Annotated in this window: 14 protein-coding genes; 5 read left to right on the plus strand and 9 right to left on the minus strand. The window is 58.9% G+C overall.

What is annotated here, in order from left to right; all coding sequences use genetic code 11:
- Positions 1 to 97: 97 nt before the first annotated feature.
- From ACOKCT_RS15135 to ACOKCT_RS15165, 7 genes are all read right to left on the minus strand, one after another.
- On the minus strand, positions 98 to 412 hold the full coding sequence (locus tag ACOKCT_RS15135) for a hypothetical protein (RefSeq protein ID WP_139156320.1): 315 nt from the start codon (positions 410 to 412) through the stop codon (positions 98 to 100).
- A gap of 11 nt (positions 413 to 423) precedes the next feature.
- Positions 424 to 1,470, minus strand: a complete 1,047-nt coding sequence (gene fbpC, locus ACOKCT_RS15140) for a ferric ABC transporter ATP-binding protein (RefSeq protein ID WP_103178415.1) — start codon at positions 1,468 to 1,470, stop codon at positions 424 to 426.
- Between the two features lie 4 nt (positions 1,471 to 1,474).
- Positions 1,475 to 3,553 carry an ABC transporter permease gene (locus ACOKCT_RS15145; protein ID WP_420193624.1) on the minus strand — a complete coding sequence of 693 codons (2,079 nt, stop codon included), beginning with the start codon at positions 3,551 to 3,553 and terminating at the stop codon, positions 1,475 to 1,477.
- 63 nt (positions 3,554 to 3,616) lie between these two features.
- Entirely contained in the window at positions 3,617 to 4,648 is a 1,032-nt protein-coding gene (locus tag ACOKCT_RS15150; protein WP_032616757.1) for an ABC transporter substrate-binding protein, read from the minus strand.
- 13 nt (positions 4,649 to 4,661) lie between these two features.
- Positions 4,662 to 5,963, minus strand: a complete 1,302-nt coding sequence (gene uhpC / locus ACOKCT_RS15155) for an MFS transporter family glucose-6-phosphate receptor UhpC (RefSeq protein WP_420193625.1) — start codon at positions 5,961 to 5,963, stop codon at positions 4,662 to 4,664.
- Positions 5,964 to 6,048: 85 nt separating this feature from the next.
- Positions 6,049 to 7,590 carry an MASE1 domain-containing sensor histidine kinase gene (locus ACOKCT_RS15160; RefSeq protein WP_420193626.1) on the minus strand — a complete coding sequence of 514 codons (1,542 nt, stop codon included), beginning with the start codon at positions 7,588 to 7,590 and terminating at the stop codon, positions 6,049 to 6,051.
- Entirely contained in the window at positions 7,590 to 8,219 is a 630-nt protein-coding gene (locus ACOKCT_RS15165; RefSeq protein ID WP_156653973.1) for a response regulator transcription factor, read from the minus strand. Before ACOKCT_RS15165 ends, ACOKCT_RS15160 begins: the two co-directional genes overlap by 1 nt.
- A gap of 397 nt (positions 8,220 to 8,616) precedes the next feature.
- Between ACOKCT_RS15165 and tauA the strand changes: the two genes are divergently transcribed.
- From tauA to tauD, 4 genes are read left to right on the plus strand one after another with little or no spacing between them, the layout of a single operon-like run.
- Positions 8,617 to 9,579, plus strand: a complete 963-nt coding sequence (tauA, locus tag ACOKCT_RS15170) for a taurine ABC transporter substrate-binding protein (RefSeq protein WP_420193627.1) — start codon at positions 8,617 to 8,619, stop codon at positions 9,577 to 9,579.
- A 10-nt stretch (positions 9,580 to 9,589) separates the two neighbouring features.
- Positions 9,590 to 10,357, plus strand: coding sequence for a taurine ABC transporter ATP-binding subunit (gene tauB / locus ACOKCT_RS15175; protein WP_420193628.1), 768 nt, complete (start codon positions 9,590 to 9,592; stop codon positions 10,355 to 10,357).
- Positions 10,354 to 11,181 (plus strand): taurine ABC transporter permease TauC, encoded by an 828-nt coding sequence (gene tauC, locus ACOKCT_RS15180; RefSeq protein ID WP_420193629.1) that lies wholly within the window; start codon positions 10,354 to 10,356, stop codon positions 11,179 to 11,181. The genes tauB and tauC overlap by 4 nt, the downstream gene beginning before the upstream one ends.
- Positions 11,178 to 12,029, plus strand: a complete 852-nt coding sequence (gene tauD / locus ACOKCT_RS15185; RefSeq protein WP_420193630.1) for a taurine dioxygenase — start codon at positions 11,178 to 11,180, stop codon at positions 12,027 to 12,029. The genes tauC and tauD overlap by 4 nt, the downstream gene beginning before the upstream one ends.
- Positions 12,030 to 12,073: 44 nt before the next feature.
- Here the strand turns inward: tauD and ACOKCT_RS15190 are convergent, their stop codons facing one another.
- Both ACOKCT_RS15190 and hemB read right to left on the minus strand, forming a co-directional pair.
- Positions 12,074 to 13,762, minus strand: a complete 1,689-nt coding sequence (locus ACOKCT_RS15190; RefSeq protein ID WP_420193631.1) for a lysophospholipid acyltransferase family protein — start codon at positions 13,760 to 13,762, stop codon at positions 12,074 to 12,076.
- A 127-nt stretch (positions 13,763 to 13,889) separates the two neighbouring features.
- The gene (gene hemB / locus ACOKCT_RS15195; protein WP_103178425.1) at positions 13,890 to 14,864 is read right to left on the minus strand and encodes a porphobilinogen synthase; all 975 of its coding nucleotides are present in this window, start codon (positions 14,862 to 14,864) and stop codon (positions 13,890 to 13,892) included.
- A gap of 525 nt (positions 14,865 to 15,389) precedes the next feature.
- On the opposite strand from hemB, the gene ACOKCT_RS15200 reads away from it, so the two are divergent.
- Complete coding sequence (locus ACOKCT_RS15200; protein ID WP_420193632.1) at positions 15,390 to 18,164, plus strand: autotransporter outer membrane beta-barrel domain-containing protein; 2,775 nt, start codon at positions 15,390 to 15,392, stop codon at positions 18,162 to 18,164.

The raw sequence follows: 18,164 nt of genomic DNA on the forward strand, positions 1-18,164 counted from the left end.
AAGTGCTTAAAATTAAAAGGCTTTAAGTGAAACAGGTAATGGCAACCGTAGGCCCGGCAAGCGCAGCGCCGCCGGGCATTAATCACCCTACCTCTGCTTACGCCAGGAGTTCAATTACCCCCTCATCGGTTCTGAGCCAGCGCGGCATCTTGAGCGTATCGGCGTAGAAACTGACCCGTTCTCCGGGCAGATTCTGGATGACTCTTTCCACGTCCGTGGTGAGCGAGCCACTGATCAACTGCTGGGTCAGTACCTGGCAGTAGCGCCCGAGGTGATCGGCCTCGGGCTCAAACACAGGGAGACGGGTCGGGAAATCCTTTACCGTCAGGCTTTCTTTTAACGCCTCCGGAACCACCACCGGAGCCGCACGCTCCCCCTCACCCCAGCCCTCTCCCACAGGAAGAGGGAACAAAACGGTGCCGTTTACGCCGCATCTGCCAGCACAAACATCCCATACGGATGGATCTCCAGGAAATACGCTTCCCCCACGTCCGGCTGCAGCCTTGTCGCGTTCACCTGCAACAAAATCTCCTGGCCGTGCCACTCCACAATCACCTCATACTGCGGCCCCATATAGGCGACGTGGCGGATCACGCAGCGCTGACTCGTCTCGCCGTGCTGGCTCAGGGTGATCGCCTCCGGGCGTACCCCAACGGTGCCAGCCCCCTGGGCGGCAAAGTGGAGCGGGCGCGGCAGGCGATAGCCGTGGATCGCCACGTAATCCTGGGTGAAGGTGGCCGGGAACAGGTTGGCATCGCCCATAAAGCTCGCCATAAAGCGTGACGCGGGCTGACGATAGAGATCCTGCGGGGAGCCAATCTGCATGATATTGCCCTTGTTCATCACCAGCACGGTGTCCGAGACCGCAAACGCCTCGCTCTGGTCGTGGGTCACATACAGCGAGGTGATGTTGAACTGCTTTTGCAGCTCGCGGATCTTATCCCGCATGCTGCGCCGCAGGTTGGCGTCGAGGTTACTTAAAGGCTCATCAAACAGCAGCACTTTCGGTTTGAGGATCAGGGCGCGGGCGAGCGCCACGCGCTGCTGCTGGCCGCCGGAGATCTGATCCACATAGCGGTCTTCGAAGCCCTCCAGATCCACCATCGCCAGCGCCTCTTTGACGCGGGATTTGATCTCCGCGCGCGACACGCCGAGCATCTTCAGGCCGTAGCCGACGTTCTCTCCCAGCGACATGTGCGGGAAGAGGGCGTAAGACTGGAATACCATGCAGATATCACGCTGCTGAATGGAGCGGTGGGTCACGTCTTCGCCGTCGATGAGGATCTGTCCGTCGGTGGGTTTTTCCAGCCCCGCCACCAGACGCAGCACCGTGGTTTTGCCGCAGCCGGAGGGGCCGAGCAGGGTCACCATCTGCCCCTGGGGGATCGCCAGGTTGATGTTTTCAATCACCGTGTTGGCGCCAAAGCGCTTGGTCACGTTACGCAGTTCAACGAAATGTTTCTGAGTCATAGTGTTACGCCTGGTTTTTGGCTTTTGAACGGGAGATACGCGCCTCACCGATGAGCCAGTCAAAGAGGAAAATGATCGCCAGCATGACCACAATCAGGATCGAGCCGTAGGCAATCGCCACGCCGTATTCACCGTCTTCCACGCGGTTCAGAATGTAGGCCGTTGCCACCCGGGTATCCGGCGTGACGAGGAACACAATGGCGCTGACGGTGGTAATGGCGCGCACAAAGCTGTAGATCAGCGCCGACAGAATGGCCGGGCGCAGCAGCGGCAGCAGAATATGCGTAATGGTGCGCAGGCTCCCGGCGCGCAGGCTCAGCGAGGCTTCGTCCAGCGATTTATCGATCTGGCCCAAACCCGCGATCCCGGCGCGAATGCCCACCGGCACGTTACGCATCACCATGGAGATAATGACGATGGCGGCGGTGCCGGTCAGGTAGACCGGGGCGCTGTTAAAGGCGAGGATGTATGACACCCCCGCCACGGTACCCGGTACCGCAAAGCAGAGCATGGTAGTGAACTCGATGGTCTTTTTACCCCTGAACTGCTGGCGCACCACTACCCAGGCGATCAGCAGGCCGAAGGCGGCGGTGATCGGCGCGGCGATCCCGGCGTAGAGCAGGGTATCAAGCAGTGAAGGCCATGCCCCGTCGCTCATTCCCTGGCCGAAGAGCTTGATAAAGTTATCCAGCGTCAGGGTGTAATCCACCCCCCAGTTGACGGTAAAGCTGCCGTAGAAAATGCTGCCGTAAAGCAGGGCGTTAAAGGCGATCCACACCGCCAGCAGGGCGACCACGCTCCACACCAGGGTGACCGGCAGGGGCTGGACGTCGCCGCGGTAGGACTTGCCGGAGACGGTGACGTAGGAGCGCTTGCCGATCCACATATACTGGATGCAGAACACCAGCAGGGAGAAGAGCAGCAGGAAGGCGCCGAGGGTACTGGCGGCCTGATAGTCGAGCTGAGAGCCGGTGATGTAGAAGTAGATCTGCGTCGCCAGCACGTCGAAGTTGCCCCCCAGCACCAGCGGGTTACTGAAGTCGGCCAGCGACTGGACGATGACAATCAAAAAGGCGTTGGCCAGCGCGGGCTTGAGCAGCGGGACAAAGACGCCGTTAAAGGTCTGCCAGCGGCTGGCGCGCAGGGTGTACGACGCCTCCTCCAGCGACGGATGAATGGTCTTGATCGCCCCGTCGAGGATCATAAAGGCCATCGGCGTAAAGGCCAGCACTTGCGCCAGCCAGATACCGGTGAAGCCATACAGCCAGTTGGTATTGGTCAGCCCAAACCAGTCCACCATCAGCTCCGTAATATAGCCGGAGCGACCCATCATCAGCGTCACGCCGAGACCTACCACGAACGGCGGGGTAACAATCGGCAGGATGGAGAAAATACGGCCAATAATGGCGCTGCGTCTGGCGATGCGGGTGGTGTAGATCGCCAGCACCAGGCCGAAGAAGGTGCAGCCGATGCCGACGGCGATCGAGAGCAGGATCGAGTTGATGATCACCTGGATGATATGCGCCTGGGAGAGCACATTCATAAACGCCAGCGGCGCGAACTCCCCGGCGTCGTTGGTGAACATCGGAATAAAGATGGCGATGCTCGGCCAGACGATAAAGATGCCGATCAGGGCGACAATGGTAATCAGCGAGCCGATGACAAAGCGGTCGCCGCCCAGCCACTCGAGGCGGGTCAGGGCCAGGGTCATGATCGCCCCCAGCGCTACAAACAGCACGATGGTGGCGTAGCCCAGGCCGCGTCCTTCGAGGGTGGCGCTGATGACCACAAAGGCCATGCACAGCAGTGCCCAGCCGGCGTCCAGGTAGTGACGGCTACGCTGCTCGCGCTTCGCCTCGGTGAACGGGCGCACCAGCAGCAGGGTGGGGAGCAGATACCACAGCCAGCTAATGTTGAAGTGTGACCAACTGTAGGCGTCGAGGATCTCGTCGCCGGTGGACTCCAGCAGGCCGTAATCCAGGCTCCAGCTCGGCAGCAGGGCAAACGCCAGCCAGCTAACAAAAACCCAAAGGAAGACCGCATCCCGTTTTTTTACGGGATGGAGAGCGAGTGTCTGTAACATAGGTATTCCGGTGTTGTAGGCCGGGTAAGCGTAGCGCCACCCGGCAAAGGAGCAATAGCGGGCTTATTTACCCATCTTCACGTCGCTGACCCACTTGTTGATCAACGCCTTGCGCACATCCGTGGAGCCGTACTTATCCATGTCATAGCTGATGAGCTTCAGGTCATCGAGCTTCAGCGAGTTCGGCGAGGTCTCTGCGGTGGTGTTGGTCAGGATCTGATAGGACTTGCCCTGCTTCCACGCCAGCTCCTGGGCCTCTTTCGACAGCACCCAGTCCACGAAGAGCTTCGCGTTCTCTTCGTTGCGCGCCCCCTTCAGGATGCTGACGCCGCCAATCTCATACCCGGTGCCTTCGCAGGGGGAGATCAGCTCCAGCGGCGCGCCCTGTTCTTTTTCCAGCGAGTAGTCGTGCAGGAAGCCGATGCCGATGGCCGTTTCACCGCGGGCGGCGTTACGCGCCGGGGCGATGCCCGATTTGGTGTACTGGGAGACGTTGCCGTTCAGCTGTTTGAGGTAGTCGAAAGCCTGGTCTTCCCCCCACAGCTGGACGAAGGTCGCCAGCGCGGTGTAGGCGGTGCCGGAGCTTTGCGGATCGGCAATCTGGATCTCGCCCTTGTACTCCGGTTTGGTCAGATCTTTCCAGCACTGCGGTACCGGCAGGTTTTTCTCTTTCAGGCGCTGGGTGTTGACGCCAAAGCCCAGAATGCCCACGTACACCGCAGAGGAGAGGTTGCCTTTCACCTTGGCCGGATCGCGGAATTTCTCCATGATCTGCTCCAGGTTTTTCGATTTGTACGGCTGCAGCAGCCCCATCTCACCAGCCTGAGACTGCGGGTCCAGGGTGCCGCCGTACCAGACGTCAGCCTGCGGGTTTTTCTTCTCGGCATCCACTTTCGCCAGCGTACTGCCGGAGCCGTTGCGGATAAACGAGGTTTTGACGTCGTACTTGTCGCCAAACGCTTTGGTTTCGGCTTCGCACATTTCGTTGGTGGCGCTACAGTAAACCACCAGGCGGCCTTTGGCCTGTGCGGCACCGGTTAAGGTTGCCAGCGCGATCCCGGAAGCAATGAGGGTAGAGAGAAGCGTTGTTTTCATTATTCAGCCCTTTTTATGACGTTATGTGACTGCGAGAAGCGGTGATGCCCGCCATCAGCAGCGGCATCAGGAGTAAACCCATCAGCACGGCGGCAATGGAGAGCAAACTGAACATCCCCGACCAGCCGTAGCGTTCGATAACCTGCGACAGCGGCCACCCGGCCAGCGCCGCCCCCAGATAGGCAAACACGCCAAGAAAACCGGTAATCGAGCCTGCGGCCTGCTTGTGCCCGCACTCCACGGCGGCAAGGCCGATGAGCATCTGCGGACCAAAGACAAAAAATCCCACCGTAAAAAAGCACATCGCCAGCAGGGCGTAGTGGTGAACCGGGGCCAGCCACAGGGCGGCGACCGACACCATCAGCCCCAGCGTGAACAGCAAAATCATCGGCGCCCGCTGGCCGCTGAACAGCAGATCCGACCCCCATCCGGCGAAGAGTGCCCCGAGCAGACCGCCTACTTCGAACAGCATCACCGTGGCGTTGGCGCTCAGCAGGTTCACCCCGTGGCTCTCCGCCAGCCAGATGTTGCCCCAGTCGTTGAGGGCAATGCGGATCAGATAGACCAGCACATAGGAGGTCCCGAGCAGCCAGATCATCGGGTTCTGCAGCATGGTGGTGCGTAACATCTGCCACAGCCCCATCGGCGGACTCTGCTGCTCCTGGCGCAACTCCAGCGGATCGTTGCGCCACTCCCCGACCGACGGCAGACCCTCTTCCTGCGGTGTGCCCCGCAGTTGTGTGGTCAGCCACAGGCCGAGCACGATACTGATGATCCCCGGTGTCAGCATCGCCGCCTGCCAGCCCCAGCGATGGGCGGCGAAGGCGCAGATCAGCGGAATAATCGCCCCGCCGATGTTGATGGAGGTGTTCCAGCACCCCCACCAGAAGCCGCGCTCGTTGCGCGAATACCAGTGGGTGAGCAACCTGGCGCAGGGCGGCCATCCCCATCCCTGAAAGAAGCCGTTCAGCGTCCAGATAAACAGCAGCAGGGGCAGGGAGTCGCCGAAGGCGAACAGCACGTTCAGTACCCCGGTCGCCATCAGGCCGATGCCCATAAACGCCCGCTGGCCCTTGCTGTCGTGCCACAGTCCGGCGGCAAATTTCGACAGGCCGTAGCTGAGGTAGAACAGCGATCCGATCAGGCCGATATCGCTCTTGCTTAACCCCAGATCCAACTGCAATGCGGGCAGCACGTAGTTGAGGCTTTTACGCGTCAGGTAAAACGCGGCGTAGCCAGTGACCATGCAGAGCAGCAGTCGCGGGCGCAGCCGGCGGTAGCGTTGTGTAACCTGTTCAGCTGACAGTGCGGGCATGGCGTTCTCCATTTGCAATGACTGTATGAAAGCGCGACGAAAAAGGGATGAGAGAAAGTCTGGCGTGACTAAGACTTTTTCCTGGTTAGCGGTGTGTTTGTTGCAAAACTGTGGGCAGGTTAACAATTACGCGTGTGCCGCCCTGGGACTCCAGGGTGAACTCGCCGCCCAGGGCATGCACCCGCTCGCGCATCCCCTGGATGCCGAAGCCGGGGATCTGCTGCATGCTGATACCGTTGCCGTTATCCTTAACCTCCAGCCGCAGCTGGTTATCCTGCTCACAGAGCAGGACGCTGACCTCGCTGGCATCGGCATGTTTGCTGACGTTATTCAGCAGCTCCTGGAGTAAGCGATAGAGGGTGAAGACCAGGGTTTCACTCTGCGGCGGAGCGGTGAGCCGGTAGTCAAACCGACACTGAATGCCGCGCTCGGCAAAGGCGAACTCGTTCACCAGGTGGTGCAGCGCCTCGTTCAGGGAGAGCTCGTCCAGCACAGGGGGGCGAAGCTGGCGCAGCAGCTGGCGGGTGGAGTGGTGAATGCGGCGGGCCAGCTCGTTGATCTGCCCGGCGGCCTCTAACGCCTGCGGATTATCCCCCGCCCGTTTTACCAGCTGGGACTGGATCTGAATGGCGGTGATGTTCTGCCCAATCTCGTCGTGCAGCTCCCGGGCCAGGTGCTTGCGGGTATCTTCTTCGGTATGGATCAGCTTTTCGGTCAGCTCGCGTCGGGCCTGCAATTCTGCCTCCAGCCGACGACGATAGTGATCGAGGTTCATCGCCAGATGTTGCTGGCGGCTGATAGCGATCCCCAGCCCAATCCCCAGCAGCGACTGGGTGGCGAGAAAAATTTCCAGCTCCAGCAGATCGCTGAACCCTACGCCGACCTGACGGGCAATAGTGATCATCATGCTGCCCAGCAGCCCGGAGAGCACGCCCCCCTGCCAGCCAAACTTCCACGCCATCACCACGTTGGGCAGAAACACCACAATCAGCAGCAGCCGCTCCAGGGAGGGGGAGAGCACCATCTGGGTGCCGATACCGATGATAAAAAAGAGGCTACACCAGATGATAAGCGAGGTGCGCAGCGGCGGGTTGCTGGTATCGAGCCCCAGCAGATGGTAGCGATGCTGCTGGCGCAAAAACTCAAACACGAGGTAGACGAACGGCGTCAGCAGCACCCCGCCGGTAAAGGAGGCCAGCACCAGCAGGGTGGCCGGGCTTTCAAGGAACGGCGCCAGGATCAGGGTCTGGAGCAGGGCATTGAGGGTCACTGCCGCGATCAGCAGCGACAGACGCTGCCAGTAGAGGGGATAGCGGTGCCAGTAGTGCTGCGCCAGCCATGCACAGACGGTGCCCATCAGCGGCACCACCAGCATCAGGTGATGAGTCAGCAGCTGTTCGCCGTGCAGCCAGAACATCGCCGCCAGCGGAGGGAGGATCAGCGCCGGCCAGAAGCGGCGCGAAAGCACAATCAGCAGCGCCAGATAGACGCCCTGAGGCAAAAACAGGGCCGCCTGCTGCCCGTTGCGGGTGAGGTAAAAGCTCAGCGTCCACAGCATCAGCCAGCCGGTGCCCCAGGCCAGCATAATAAACAGCGAGAGGATGATGTGCCGCAGGGAGCGCCGCATTAGTGGCCCGTCAGCAGTTGGTGATCGAGGGCAAAGTGCACCAGCTCAATGGTGCTGCTGCACTGCAGTTTGCCCAGCACGTTGGCGCGATGAACATGGACAGTTTTGTGGCTGAGCTCAAGCTGGAAGGCAATCTCCTTCACGCTTTTGCCCTGGACCAGCAGCTCGAACACCTCTTTCTCGCGCGGGGTCAGTACCGCCAGCGCCTGTGATACCGGCTCACCGCCGCGCAGGGCTTTAACCGCATCGGCACACAGATAGTGTCCGCCCATGCCGACGGATCGGACCGCCTGGACCAGCTCCTCCGGGCCGCAGCGCTTGGTGAGATAGCCGCTGGCCCCGGCGTCCAGCGCGCTCTGCACAAAGGCGGGGGTGTCGTAGATGCTGAGGATAATGGCGCGAAATCCCGGGCGCTGCTGGCGCAGGCGTTTGAGCAGGCTCAGGCCGTTCTCATCGGGCATGGCGACGTCGAGCACCGCCACATCGATGGCCTCGCGGCTAAGGGCGGCCCAGGCCTCTGCGGCGCTGCTGTACTGGCCTTCCACCACCAGATCGTCTTCCAGATTTAACAGCTGGGCGAACCCGGAACGCACCACCACATGGTCGTCCACCAGCACCACTTTGATCATCTCAGATACCTTTACGAAGTCATTCGCCTATGATGCCTGTCAATGGTTGGCTGGCAATTGTGCAGCTGCGGTTATGTAACGGATGTAACAAAATTGCAATAAAGGTTTGGGTAGTAAAGTAGACCGGGTAAGGCGTAGTCGCCACCCCCCTGGCACGTTCACCGGTTCTGGTATACCAGAGCAGCACGGACCGTGAAGTGAACGGAACTACCTCTACCGTTACATATTTCTTTGCCCACACGAGACAAATAGCCCTCACCCCAATCCCTAAAATCCAACTATCTATTGCCGCTTTTTTTCTAAAAACGATTCGGCATTAACGATGCTTTTTAATTCCTTTATCAAAATTCTCGCCGCGGAAATACTGCCTCCATAACAACAGAGGGGAGCAGACACCATGGCAATTTCATCGCGTATCACCTTACTCGGCGCCCTGGCGCTGTGGGTATTCCAGGCGCAGGCGGTAGATGTCACCGTTGCGTATCAAACTTCCGCTGAGCCCGCGAAAGTGGCCCAGGCGGATAAAACCTTTGAGAAAACGAGCGGCGCCAACGTGGACTGGCGTAAGTTCGACAGCGGCGCGGCCATCGTGCGGGCGCTGGCCTCCGGCGACGTGCAGATTGGCAATCTCGGCTCCAGCCCGCTGGCGGTGGCCGCCAGTCAGCAGGTGCCGATTGAAGTTTTCCTGCTGGCCTCGCAGCTCGGTAATTCCGAAGCGCTGGTGGTGAAGAAAAACATCATGAAGCCAGACGATCTGATCGGCAAACGCATCGCGGTGCCCTTTATCTCCACCACCCACTACAGCCTCCTCGCCGCCCTGAAACACTGGGGGATCAAACCGGGCCAGGTGGAGATCATCAACCTGCAACCTCCGGCGATCATCGCCGCCTGGCAGCGTGGCGATATCGACGGGGCTTATGTCTGGTCCCCGGCGGTAAACGAACTGCAAAAGGACGGCAGCGTGCTGACCGACTCCGCCCAGGTGGGCCAGTGGGGATCGCCAACCCTCGACGTGTGGGTGGTGCGTAAAGACTTTGCCGGGAAACACCCGGAGGTGGTGAAAGCCTTCGCCAGAAGCGCCATCGACGCTCAGCAGCCCTACATTGCCAACCCGGATGAATGGCTGAAACAGCCCGCCAATATCGAAAAACTGGCCCGCCTGAGCGGGGTGCCGGAAGCCGACGTGCCGGGTCTGGTGAAAGGCAATACCTACCTGACGCCTGCCCAGCAGTTGCAGCAGCTGTCAGGCCCGGTGAATAAAGCGATTGTTGATACCGCAGGCTTCCTGAAAGAGCAGGGCAAAGTGCCCGCGGTGGCGGCGGACTACAGCCAGTACGTCACCGATCGCTTTGTGAAGTAAGGGGGGCCGGATGCTGAATATTACAAATCTCTACGCCGATTACGCTGGCAAGCCTGCGCTGGAGGATATCAACCTGACGCTGGACAGCGGCGAGCTGCTGGTGGTGCTCGGTCCGTCCGGCTGCGGGAAGACCACGCTGCTGAATCTGATCGCCGGGTTTGTAGCTTATCAGCATGGCGCTATCCAGCTGGCAGGGAAAAAGGGGGTGGGACCCGGTGCCGAGCGCGGTGTGGTCTTTCAGAACGAAGGGTTGCTGCCCTGGCGTAACGTGCAGGAGAACGTCGCCTTCGGGCTACAACTGGCGGGCACGTCGCGTGATGAGCGGCTGGCAACCGCACGGGGGATGCTGAAAAAAGTCGGGCTGGAAGGGGCGGAAAAACGCTTTATCTGGCAGCTCTCCGGCGGCCAGCGTCAGCGCGTCGGCATCGCCCGGGCGCTGGCGGCCAATCCGCAACTGTTGCTGCTGGATGAACCTTTCGGTGCGCTGGACGCCTTTACCCGCGAGCAGATGCAAACTCTGCTGCTACGCCTGTGGCATGAGACCGGCAAGCAGGTGCTACTCATCACTCACGACATCGAAGAAGCGGTGTTTATGGCCACCGGGCTGGTGCTGCTCTCGCCGGGACCGGGGCGGGTGCTGGAGCGTCTGCCGCTCAACTTTGCCCGCCGCTTCGTGGCGGGCGAGCCGGTGCGCAGCATCAAGTCCGACCCCGATTTTATTGCCCGGCGCGAATATGTGCTGAGCCGCGTGTTTGAACAGCGGGAGGCCTTCTCATGAGCATTGTGGTCAATGACAAAACGGCGCGCAAACGGCTGACCCTGCGCTGGCCCTTTTCCCGTTCGTTGACGCTCAGCGTCACCACCCTGCTGGTGCTGCTTGCGGTGTGGTGGGCAGTGGCGGCGGCGCAGTGGATAAGCCCGCTCTTCCTGCCGCCGCCGGGCCAGGTGCTGGTGAAACTCATTACCATCGCCGGTCCGCAGGGGTTTATGGATGCCACCCTGTGGCAGCATCTGGCGGCCAGCCTGGGGCGCATTCTGGTGGCGCTGCTGGCGGCGACGATCGTCGGGATCCCGGTGGGCATTGCGATGGGCTTGAGCCCGACGGTGCGGGGCATTCTCGATCCGCTGATCGAACTTTATCGTCCGGTGCCGCCGCTGGCGTATCTGCCCCTGATGGTGATCTGGTTTGGCATCGGCGAGACCTCGAAGATCCTGCTGATCTACCTGGCGATTTTCGCCCCGGTGGCAATGTCTGCGCTGGCGGGGGTCAAAAGCGCCCAGCAGGTGCGGATCCGCGCGGCGCAGTCGCTGGGCGCCAGCCGTGCGCAGGTGCTGTGGTTTGTGATTTTGCCCGGCGCGCTGCCGGAGATCCTGACCGGGCTGCGCATCGGCCTCGGCGTCGGCTGGTCAACGCTGGTGGCGGCTGAGCTCATCGCCGCCACGCGCGGATTAGGCTTTATGGTCCAGTCGGCGGGGGAGTTCCTGGCGACGGACGTGGTACTGGCAGGGATCGCGGCGATCGCCGTGATCGCCTTCGGATTAGAACTGGGGCTGCGCGCGCTACAGCGCCGCCTGACGCCCTGGCATGGAGAGATACAATGAGTGAACGTCTGACCATTACCCCGCTGGGGCCGTATATCGGCGCGCAAATTTCCGGGCTGGATGTGACCCGCCCATTAAGCGATAACCAGTTTGAGCAGCTCTATCACGCGGTGTTGCGCCATCAGGTGGTATTCCTGCGCGAGCAGGCGGTGACGCCCCAGCAGCAGCGCGCCCTGGCGCTGCTGTTCGGCGATCTGCATATCCACCCGGTCTATCCCCATGCCGAGGGGGTAGAGGAGATCATCGTGCTGGATACCCATAACGATAATCCACCGGATAACGACAACTGGCACACCGATGTCACCTTTATCGAGACCCCGCCCGCCGGGGCGATCCTCGCGGCGAAACAGCTGCCGCAGAGCGGGGGAGATACGCTGTGGGCCAGTGGAATTGCCGCCTTTGAGGCGTTATCCACCCCGTTCCAGCAGCTGCTGAGCGGCCTGCGGGCGGAGCACGATTTCAAAAAATCGTTCCCGGAGTATAAGTACCGTAAAACGGAAGAGGAGCACCAGCGCTGGCGGGAGGCGGTGGCAAAGCATCCGCCGCTGCTGCACCCGGTGGTGCGCACCCATCCGGTGAGCGGCAAGCAGGCGCTGTTCGTCAACGAAGGCTTTACCACGCGAATTGTTGACCTGAGCGAGAAAGAGAGCGAGGCGCTGTTAGGTTTCCTCTTCGCCCATATCACCAAACCGGAGTTTCAGGTGCGCTGGCGCTGGCAGGAGAACGATCTGGCGATCTGGGATAACCGGGTGACGCAGCATTACGCCAATGCCGATTACCTGCCGCAGCGGCGGATAATGCATCGGGCAACGATTTTAGGGGATAAGCCATTTTATCGTGCCCCATGACAGAGGCACCCGTAGGCCCGGTAAGGCGAAGCCGCCACCGGGCGCTACAAATGTGCCTCGATATACCGCTGATAACGGCTGGCTTTCAGATAACACAAATCCACCAGCACCAGCCCGTCCACGCAGTTGTTGAACGCCGGGTCGCTGCCAAAATCGATAAACTGCACGCCGCCGGGCTCGCACAGCTCGGAATACTGCTTGTACAGCGGCGGGATGCCGCATCCCAGATTGCCAAGCAGTGATTTCAGCCGGGTCAGATCCTCCACATAATCTTCGCCCCCAAACTGCGACAGCACGTCGGGCAATGAGGCGGGGTACGGGCGGCGCGAGGTCGCCAGCGGATGAGTGGCCGGGAACCAGAGCCGGTAAAAGGCCACCAGCAGATCCCGCGCCGCGGGCGGTAATCCCCCGGAGATGGAGACCGGTCCGAACAGGTAACGATAGTGCGGGTAACGCGCCAGATAAGCACCAATGCCGGACCACAGGTAGTCGAGCCCGCGGCGTCCCCAGTAGCGCGGCTGAATAAAGCTGCGCCCCAGTTCAATCCCGTGCTCCAGGATCTCATCCATGTCGTCGCCGTAGTGAAACAGGCTGTGGCTGTAGAGGGCATCCCGTCCCTGGAAGGCGGTCGGCATAAAGCGGTAGGCGCCTACAATCTCCAGATCGTCGTCATCCCATAAAATCAGGTGCAGATAGTCATCGTCATAGCGATCGGTATCGCGCCGTTTACCGCTGCCTTCGCCCACGGCGCGAAAAGCAATCTCCCGCAGGCGGCCCAGCTCGCGCAGTATCGGCACCTCTTCCTGGCCGTTGCGCTGCCACAGATAGATGCTTTTGCCATCGGCGGTAATGCCCAGACGCTCCGCCTGCGCCAGGGCGCGCTTCAGGGTGGCACGGTCTTCCGGGCGGGCAATGGCGGACTCGGTTTTGAACACACCCGGCAGTCCCTTGCCGAGGCGCAGCACGTGCTGGCGGCACTGCTCGGCCAGCTCCCGGGCGGAGAGCGTGGGGCTGTACCAGTGGTGCCAGCCGATCTGCTGGCCGATTTTCACCGGCAGGCGGCTGTGGCGACGGCGAAACATCTGCTGCATCAGCAGCAGCATCGACAGCTGCGGCGAGAGCAGGGTGGTGGCATAAAACAGCAGGCTGTTGCGGGCGGGGATATTAACCGGCAGCAGCGGGGCGCGGAATTTGCCCGCCAGTTTGATAAAGCCGGGGTGCCACTTTTTATCGTGGATCCCGGTGCGCGTGGGGCGGGAGACCTCCCCCGCCGGGAAGAAGATCAGCACCCCACCATTTTGCAGCTGCTGCTCCATCAGGGCGAACGACGATTTCCCTGTCCGTCCGCCCATGTTATCCACCGGAATAAACAGCGCACTCAACGGTGCCAGATGCGTCAGCATGCGGTTGGTCACCACTTTCACGTCCCGGCGCACGCGGGAGAGGGCATACAGCAGCGCCAGTCCGTCCAGCGTACCGGTGGGGTGATTCGCGATAACAATCAGCGGGCCGTGGGCGGGGATCTGTTCGAGGTCGTGAGCCGGAAGGGTACAGAGGATATCAAGATGCTCCAGAATCTGTTCCACCATATCGAGCCCTTTCAGGTGACGGTGGTCGGCGGCAAATTGCTGAAATTCCGCTTCGTATAAGAGCTTCTTTAACACGCTTTTTTGCCAGGGTGCAGGTTTTGCCTGCGGCCAAAGGTCATCGAGAACGCTGTCGAGACTAAACATGGTGGCTCCTCCTCCTGTTCTGCTGAGACAGTAGAAGCGCCAGATGTCGATTGTATTGCAGGGGGGTGAAGCTTGTGTTCCAGGTCCGTAGGCCGGGTAAGGCGAAGCCGCCACCCGGCAATAGGGATTAACGCAGAATTTTCTTCTCGGCCAGATCCAGCGCGAAGTAGCTGAAGATCAGATCCGCACCGGCGCGCTTGATCGCCCCCAGGCTTTCGAGGATCACTTTCTCTTCGTCGATCGCCCCCGCCTGGGCGGCGAATTTGATCATCGCGTACTCGCCGCTCACCTGATAGGCGCCCAGCGGCAGTTCGGTGCGCTCGCGGATGTCGCGCAGGATATCCAGATAGGCGCCCGCCGGTTTCACCATCAGGCAGTCAGCGCCCTGCGCTTCGTCGAGCAGCGACTCACGGATCGCTTCGCGGCGGTTGAGCGGGTTCATCTGGTAGGTTTTGCGATCGCCCTTCAGGGCGGTACCGGCCGCTTCACGGAACGGACCGTAGAAGGAGGAGGCGAACTTGGTGGAGTAGGACATGATCGCAGTATCAGTGAAGCCAGCGGCATCCAGCGCCTGGCGAATGGCCTGCACCTGGCCATCCATAGCAGCAGACGGAGCGATAAAGTCCGCGCCTGCGGCGGCAGCCACCACCGCCTGTTTGCCCAGGTTCTCCAGAGTGGCATCGTTATCCACGCCGTGATCGCACAGCACGCCGCAGTGGCCGTGGGAGGTATATTCGCAGAAGCAGGTGTCGGACATGACGACCATCTCTGGCACCGTCTGTTTGGCGATGCGCGACATACGCGCCACCAGACCATCCTCTTTCCAGGCATCGCTGCCGGTGGCGTCGGTATGGTGGGAGATGCCGAAGGTCATGATTGAGCGGATGCCTGCGTTGGCAATGCGTTCAATTTCGCGCGCCAGATGCTTCTCAGGAATGCGCATCACGCCCGGCATGGCGTCGATGGCTTTGTAGTCGTCGATCTCTTCTTCAACAAAAATCGGCAACACCAGATCGTTCAGGGACAGGGTTGTCTCTTCAAATAATGCGCGCAACGCCGGGGTTTTGCGCAGGCGACGGGGACGAGCAATTAAATCGGTCATGATATGCCTGAGGTAGTGAATCGAAGAGGGACAGTGTACCTGAAATGCAGCCGGACTGTTTTACTAAAGTTGTCGTTTAGGTTGAGAATGCAGGGCGGTGGGAGCGGTATTATTTATGGTTTTATATTTTACTTCCTGAAATAAGTTTACATTATAATATCGCGCGAAAATTATCTGAATCTGGATATAGCTAGCCCTGGTAATATCCTAATCCTTCTCATTGTTTTTTTAAAATTGCTATTATTATTTATATGTTATATTTCTCATTCGCTTTTATTTAATAATTTCTGATGATCTTTCGCCTTGTGTTTCTTTTGTTTCGATTGAATGCAACTCTTTGTTATTTGTGCTTTTTATTATTATTTTTTATATTTTAAAAAGTGCCTGTATTATATTGTCTGTTTTCGGACATAATTACTACATTCATTGAACTATTTTCTTTAGCGACTGCATAATTCTCCTCGCAATATATTTGCACTGTATTTACGGACAAACTTGCTTACGTCCCTGAGGAGGGATGACCCAATGCAAACATGGAAAAAGAAATTTGTTGTATCTCAACTTGCATTAGCCTGTACGCTGGCTATCGCTTCTCAGGCCAATGCAAAAGATATTTCTGGTAGCACTTATAACACTTTTGGATATGATAATACGTCTACCTCTGCCTGGTATAACGGCTACTCCGACTGGAATTACTCCAGCGCGACCCACGACAACGATATCTATCCTGTCATTAACAAGTCGACGGTAAACGGCGTTATCTCAACGTATTACCTTGATGATGGCGCGGGCGGGCATGCCAATTCGCTGTCAATCTCCAACAGCACCGTCAACGGTATGATCACCTCCGGTTGCATGACCACCGAATGTGATGGCGGTTTGAATGCGGATGGTACAACGCATAACCAGTACGATCGTTTTAGCCTGAATGTCGACAATTCCACCATCAACGATACCTACGAGCACTACGCTTATGACGTCGTTGACGGCACCAGCACGACCACCCGTTACTGGGATACTTACGCGCTGGGCAATGCCATTACCCTCGACGTAGAATCGGACATCGTTATTCAAAACAACTCCCACGTGGCCGGTATCACTCTGACTCAGGGCTATCAGCAGCTGGATAACACGCCGTATGATGCTGTGACCGGCATTGAAGACAACAGCCATGTCTTTACCAATACCCTGCAGGTTAACGATTCGGTTGTCACCTCCGGCGCCTACAGCGATCTGGGCACCAACGGTTTTTACGGTCAGTCGGCGAAACCGAGCGATTACGGCGAGAGCAACGCCACGGCTGCGGATGATGCAGCGCTGATCGTCAGTGCCAGCAGCGCGGATAACGCCATGCAGACCACGGCTAACTTCGATCACTCCACGCTGAGCGGCGATGTACTGTTCACCAGCACCTTCGACAACAACTTCTATCCAAATGGCGATCCGGCTACCGATACCACCGCTGACGGCGTCTACAACCCGACCACCAACGGCTGGGATGGCACTGACAAACTGGATCTGACCCTTACCAACGGCAGTAAGTGGGTCGGCGCAGCCGTCTCCAGCGTCGAGGCGATTGGGCCTTCTCAGATGTATGGTCTGGGCTACAGCAGCGTCGACTGGCGTAGCCTGGAGCCAAACAGCATCTGGCCTGAATCCACCTTCAACAGCAATGGTCATCTGGTGGGCAACCAGGTTTATCAGAGCGGTCTGTTCAACGTCGCGCTGGATAACGGTTCCGAATGGGATACCCGTAAGCAATCCAACATTGACAAGCTGACCGTCAATAACCGTTCGCAGGTCAACGTAGAAAGCTCTGGCTTACTGGCGGACAGCATCACTCTGACCAACGCGTCGACCATGAACATTGGCGATTCCGGTGATGTGGCAACCGACAGCCTCTATCTCGACAGCGCAAGCCGGACCACCCTGACTCAGGAAACGGCGGCGCTGTATGCCAACACCATTACCGTGGATAACCATGCTGAACTGGCGCTGGGTCTGGGCCAGGTCGATACCCACAAAATGGTGCTGACCGATGGCGGCGTGCTGAATGTTGCCAGCCGTGATTATGTGTTCAATTCCGATCTGAACAATGCTCGCTATATCACCAATGATATCCACCAGGCTGATTACGATTACGGGGTGATCGCCCTGAACTCTGACGGTCATCTGGCGGTGAACGGTGAAGTGTCCGGTAACTATAAAGTGCGTCTGGATAACGCAACCGGCGCGGGTTCTGTCGCTGACTACAAGAATAAGGAAATTATTCGCGTTTACGACAATAACGCCGATACGCAGGCCAGCTTCACCGCAGCCAATAAAGCGGATCTCGGTGCTTACACCTATCAGGTACAGCAGCAGGGCGATACCGTGGTGCTGCGTCAGGAGCGTCTGACTGATTACGCCAACATGGCGCTGAGCATTCCTTCTGCCAACACCAACATCTGGCATCTGCAGCAGGATGCGCTCGCTAACCGTCTGACCAACAGCCGTCATGGCCTGGCAGACAACGGTGGCGCATGGGTGAACATCTTCGGCGGTAATTTTGACGGCGATAATGGCACTATCCATTACGATCAGGACGTTAGCGGCATCATGGTGGGCCTCGATACCCATATTGATGGTAATAACGCTGACTGGATCGTCGGTGCGGCAGCGGGCTTTGCGAAAGGCGATATGAATGACCGCAGCGGCCAGGTGGATCAGGACAGCCAGACCGCAATGCTCTATTCCGCGGCGCGCTTTGCTAACGATCTCTTCATCGATAGCTCCCTGAGCTATTCGCGCTTCAATAACGATCTCTCAGCGAACATGAGCAATGGTGAATATGTCGATGGCAATACCACGACTGACGCCTGGGGCTTTGGGCTGAAACTGGGTTACGACTGGAAACCGAACACTGCCGGTTACCTGACCCCCTATGCAGCCATTTCCGGTCTGTTCCAGTCCGGGGACGACTACCGCCTGAGCAACGACCTGCGTGTGGGAAGCCAGTCTTACGACAGCATGCGTTATGAAGCCGGTATTGATGCAGGTTATACCTTCGGTTATGGCGACGACCAGGCGCTGACGCCGTTCTTCAAACTGGCCTACGTTTATGACGATGCCGGTGAAGATGCCAAAGTTAACGGCAACAACATCGATAACGGTGTGAAAGGCTCTGCGGTGCGCGTAGGCCTGGGGACCCAGTTCAGCTTCACCAAAAACTTCAGTGCGTACACTGATGCCACCTATTTGGGTGGGGGGGATGTCGATCAAAACTGGGGCGCTAATCTGGGTGTGAAATACACCTGGTAA

Origin of the sequence: Leclercia sp. M-A074-M (assembly GCF_965195605.1) — a bacterium.
Taxonomy (GTDB): domain Bacteria; phylum Pseudomonadota; class Gammaproteobacteria; order Enterobacterales; family Enterobacteriaceae; genus Enterobacter.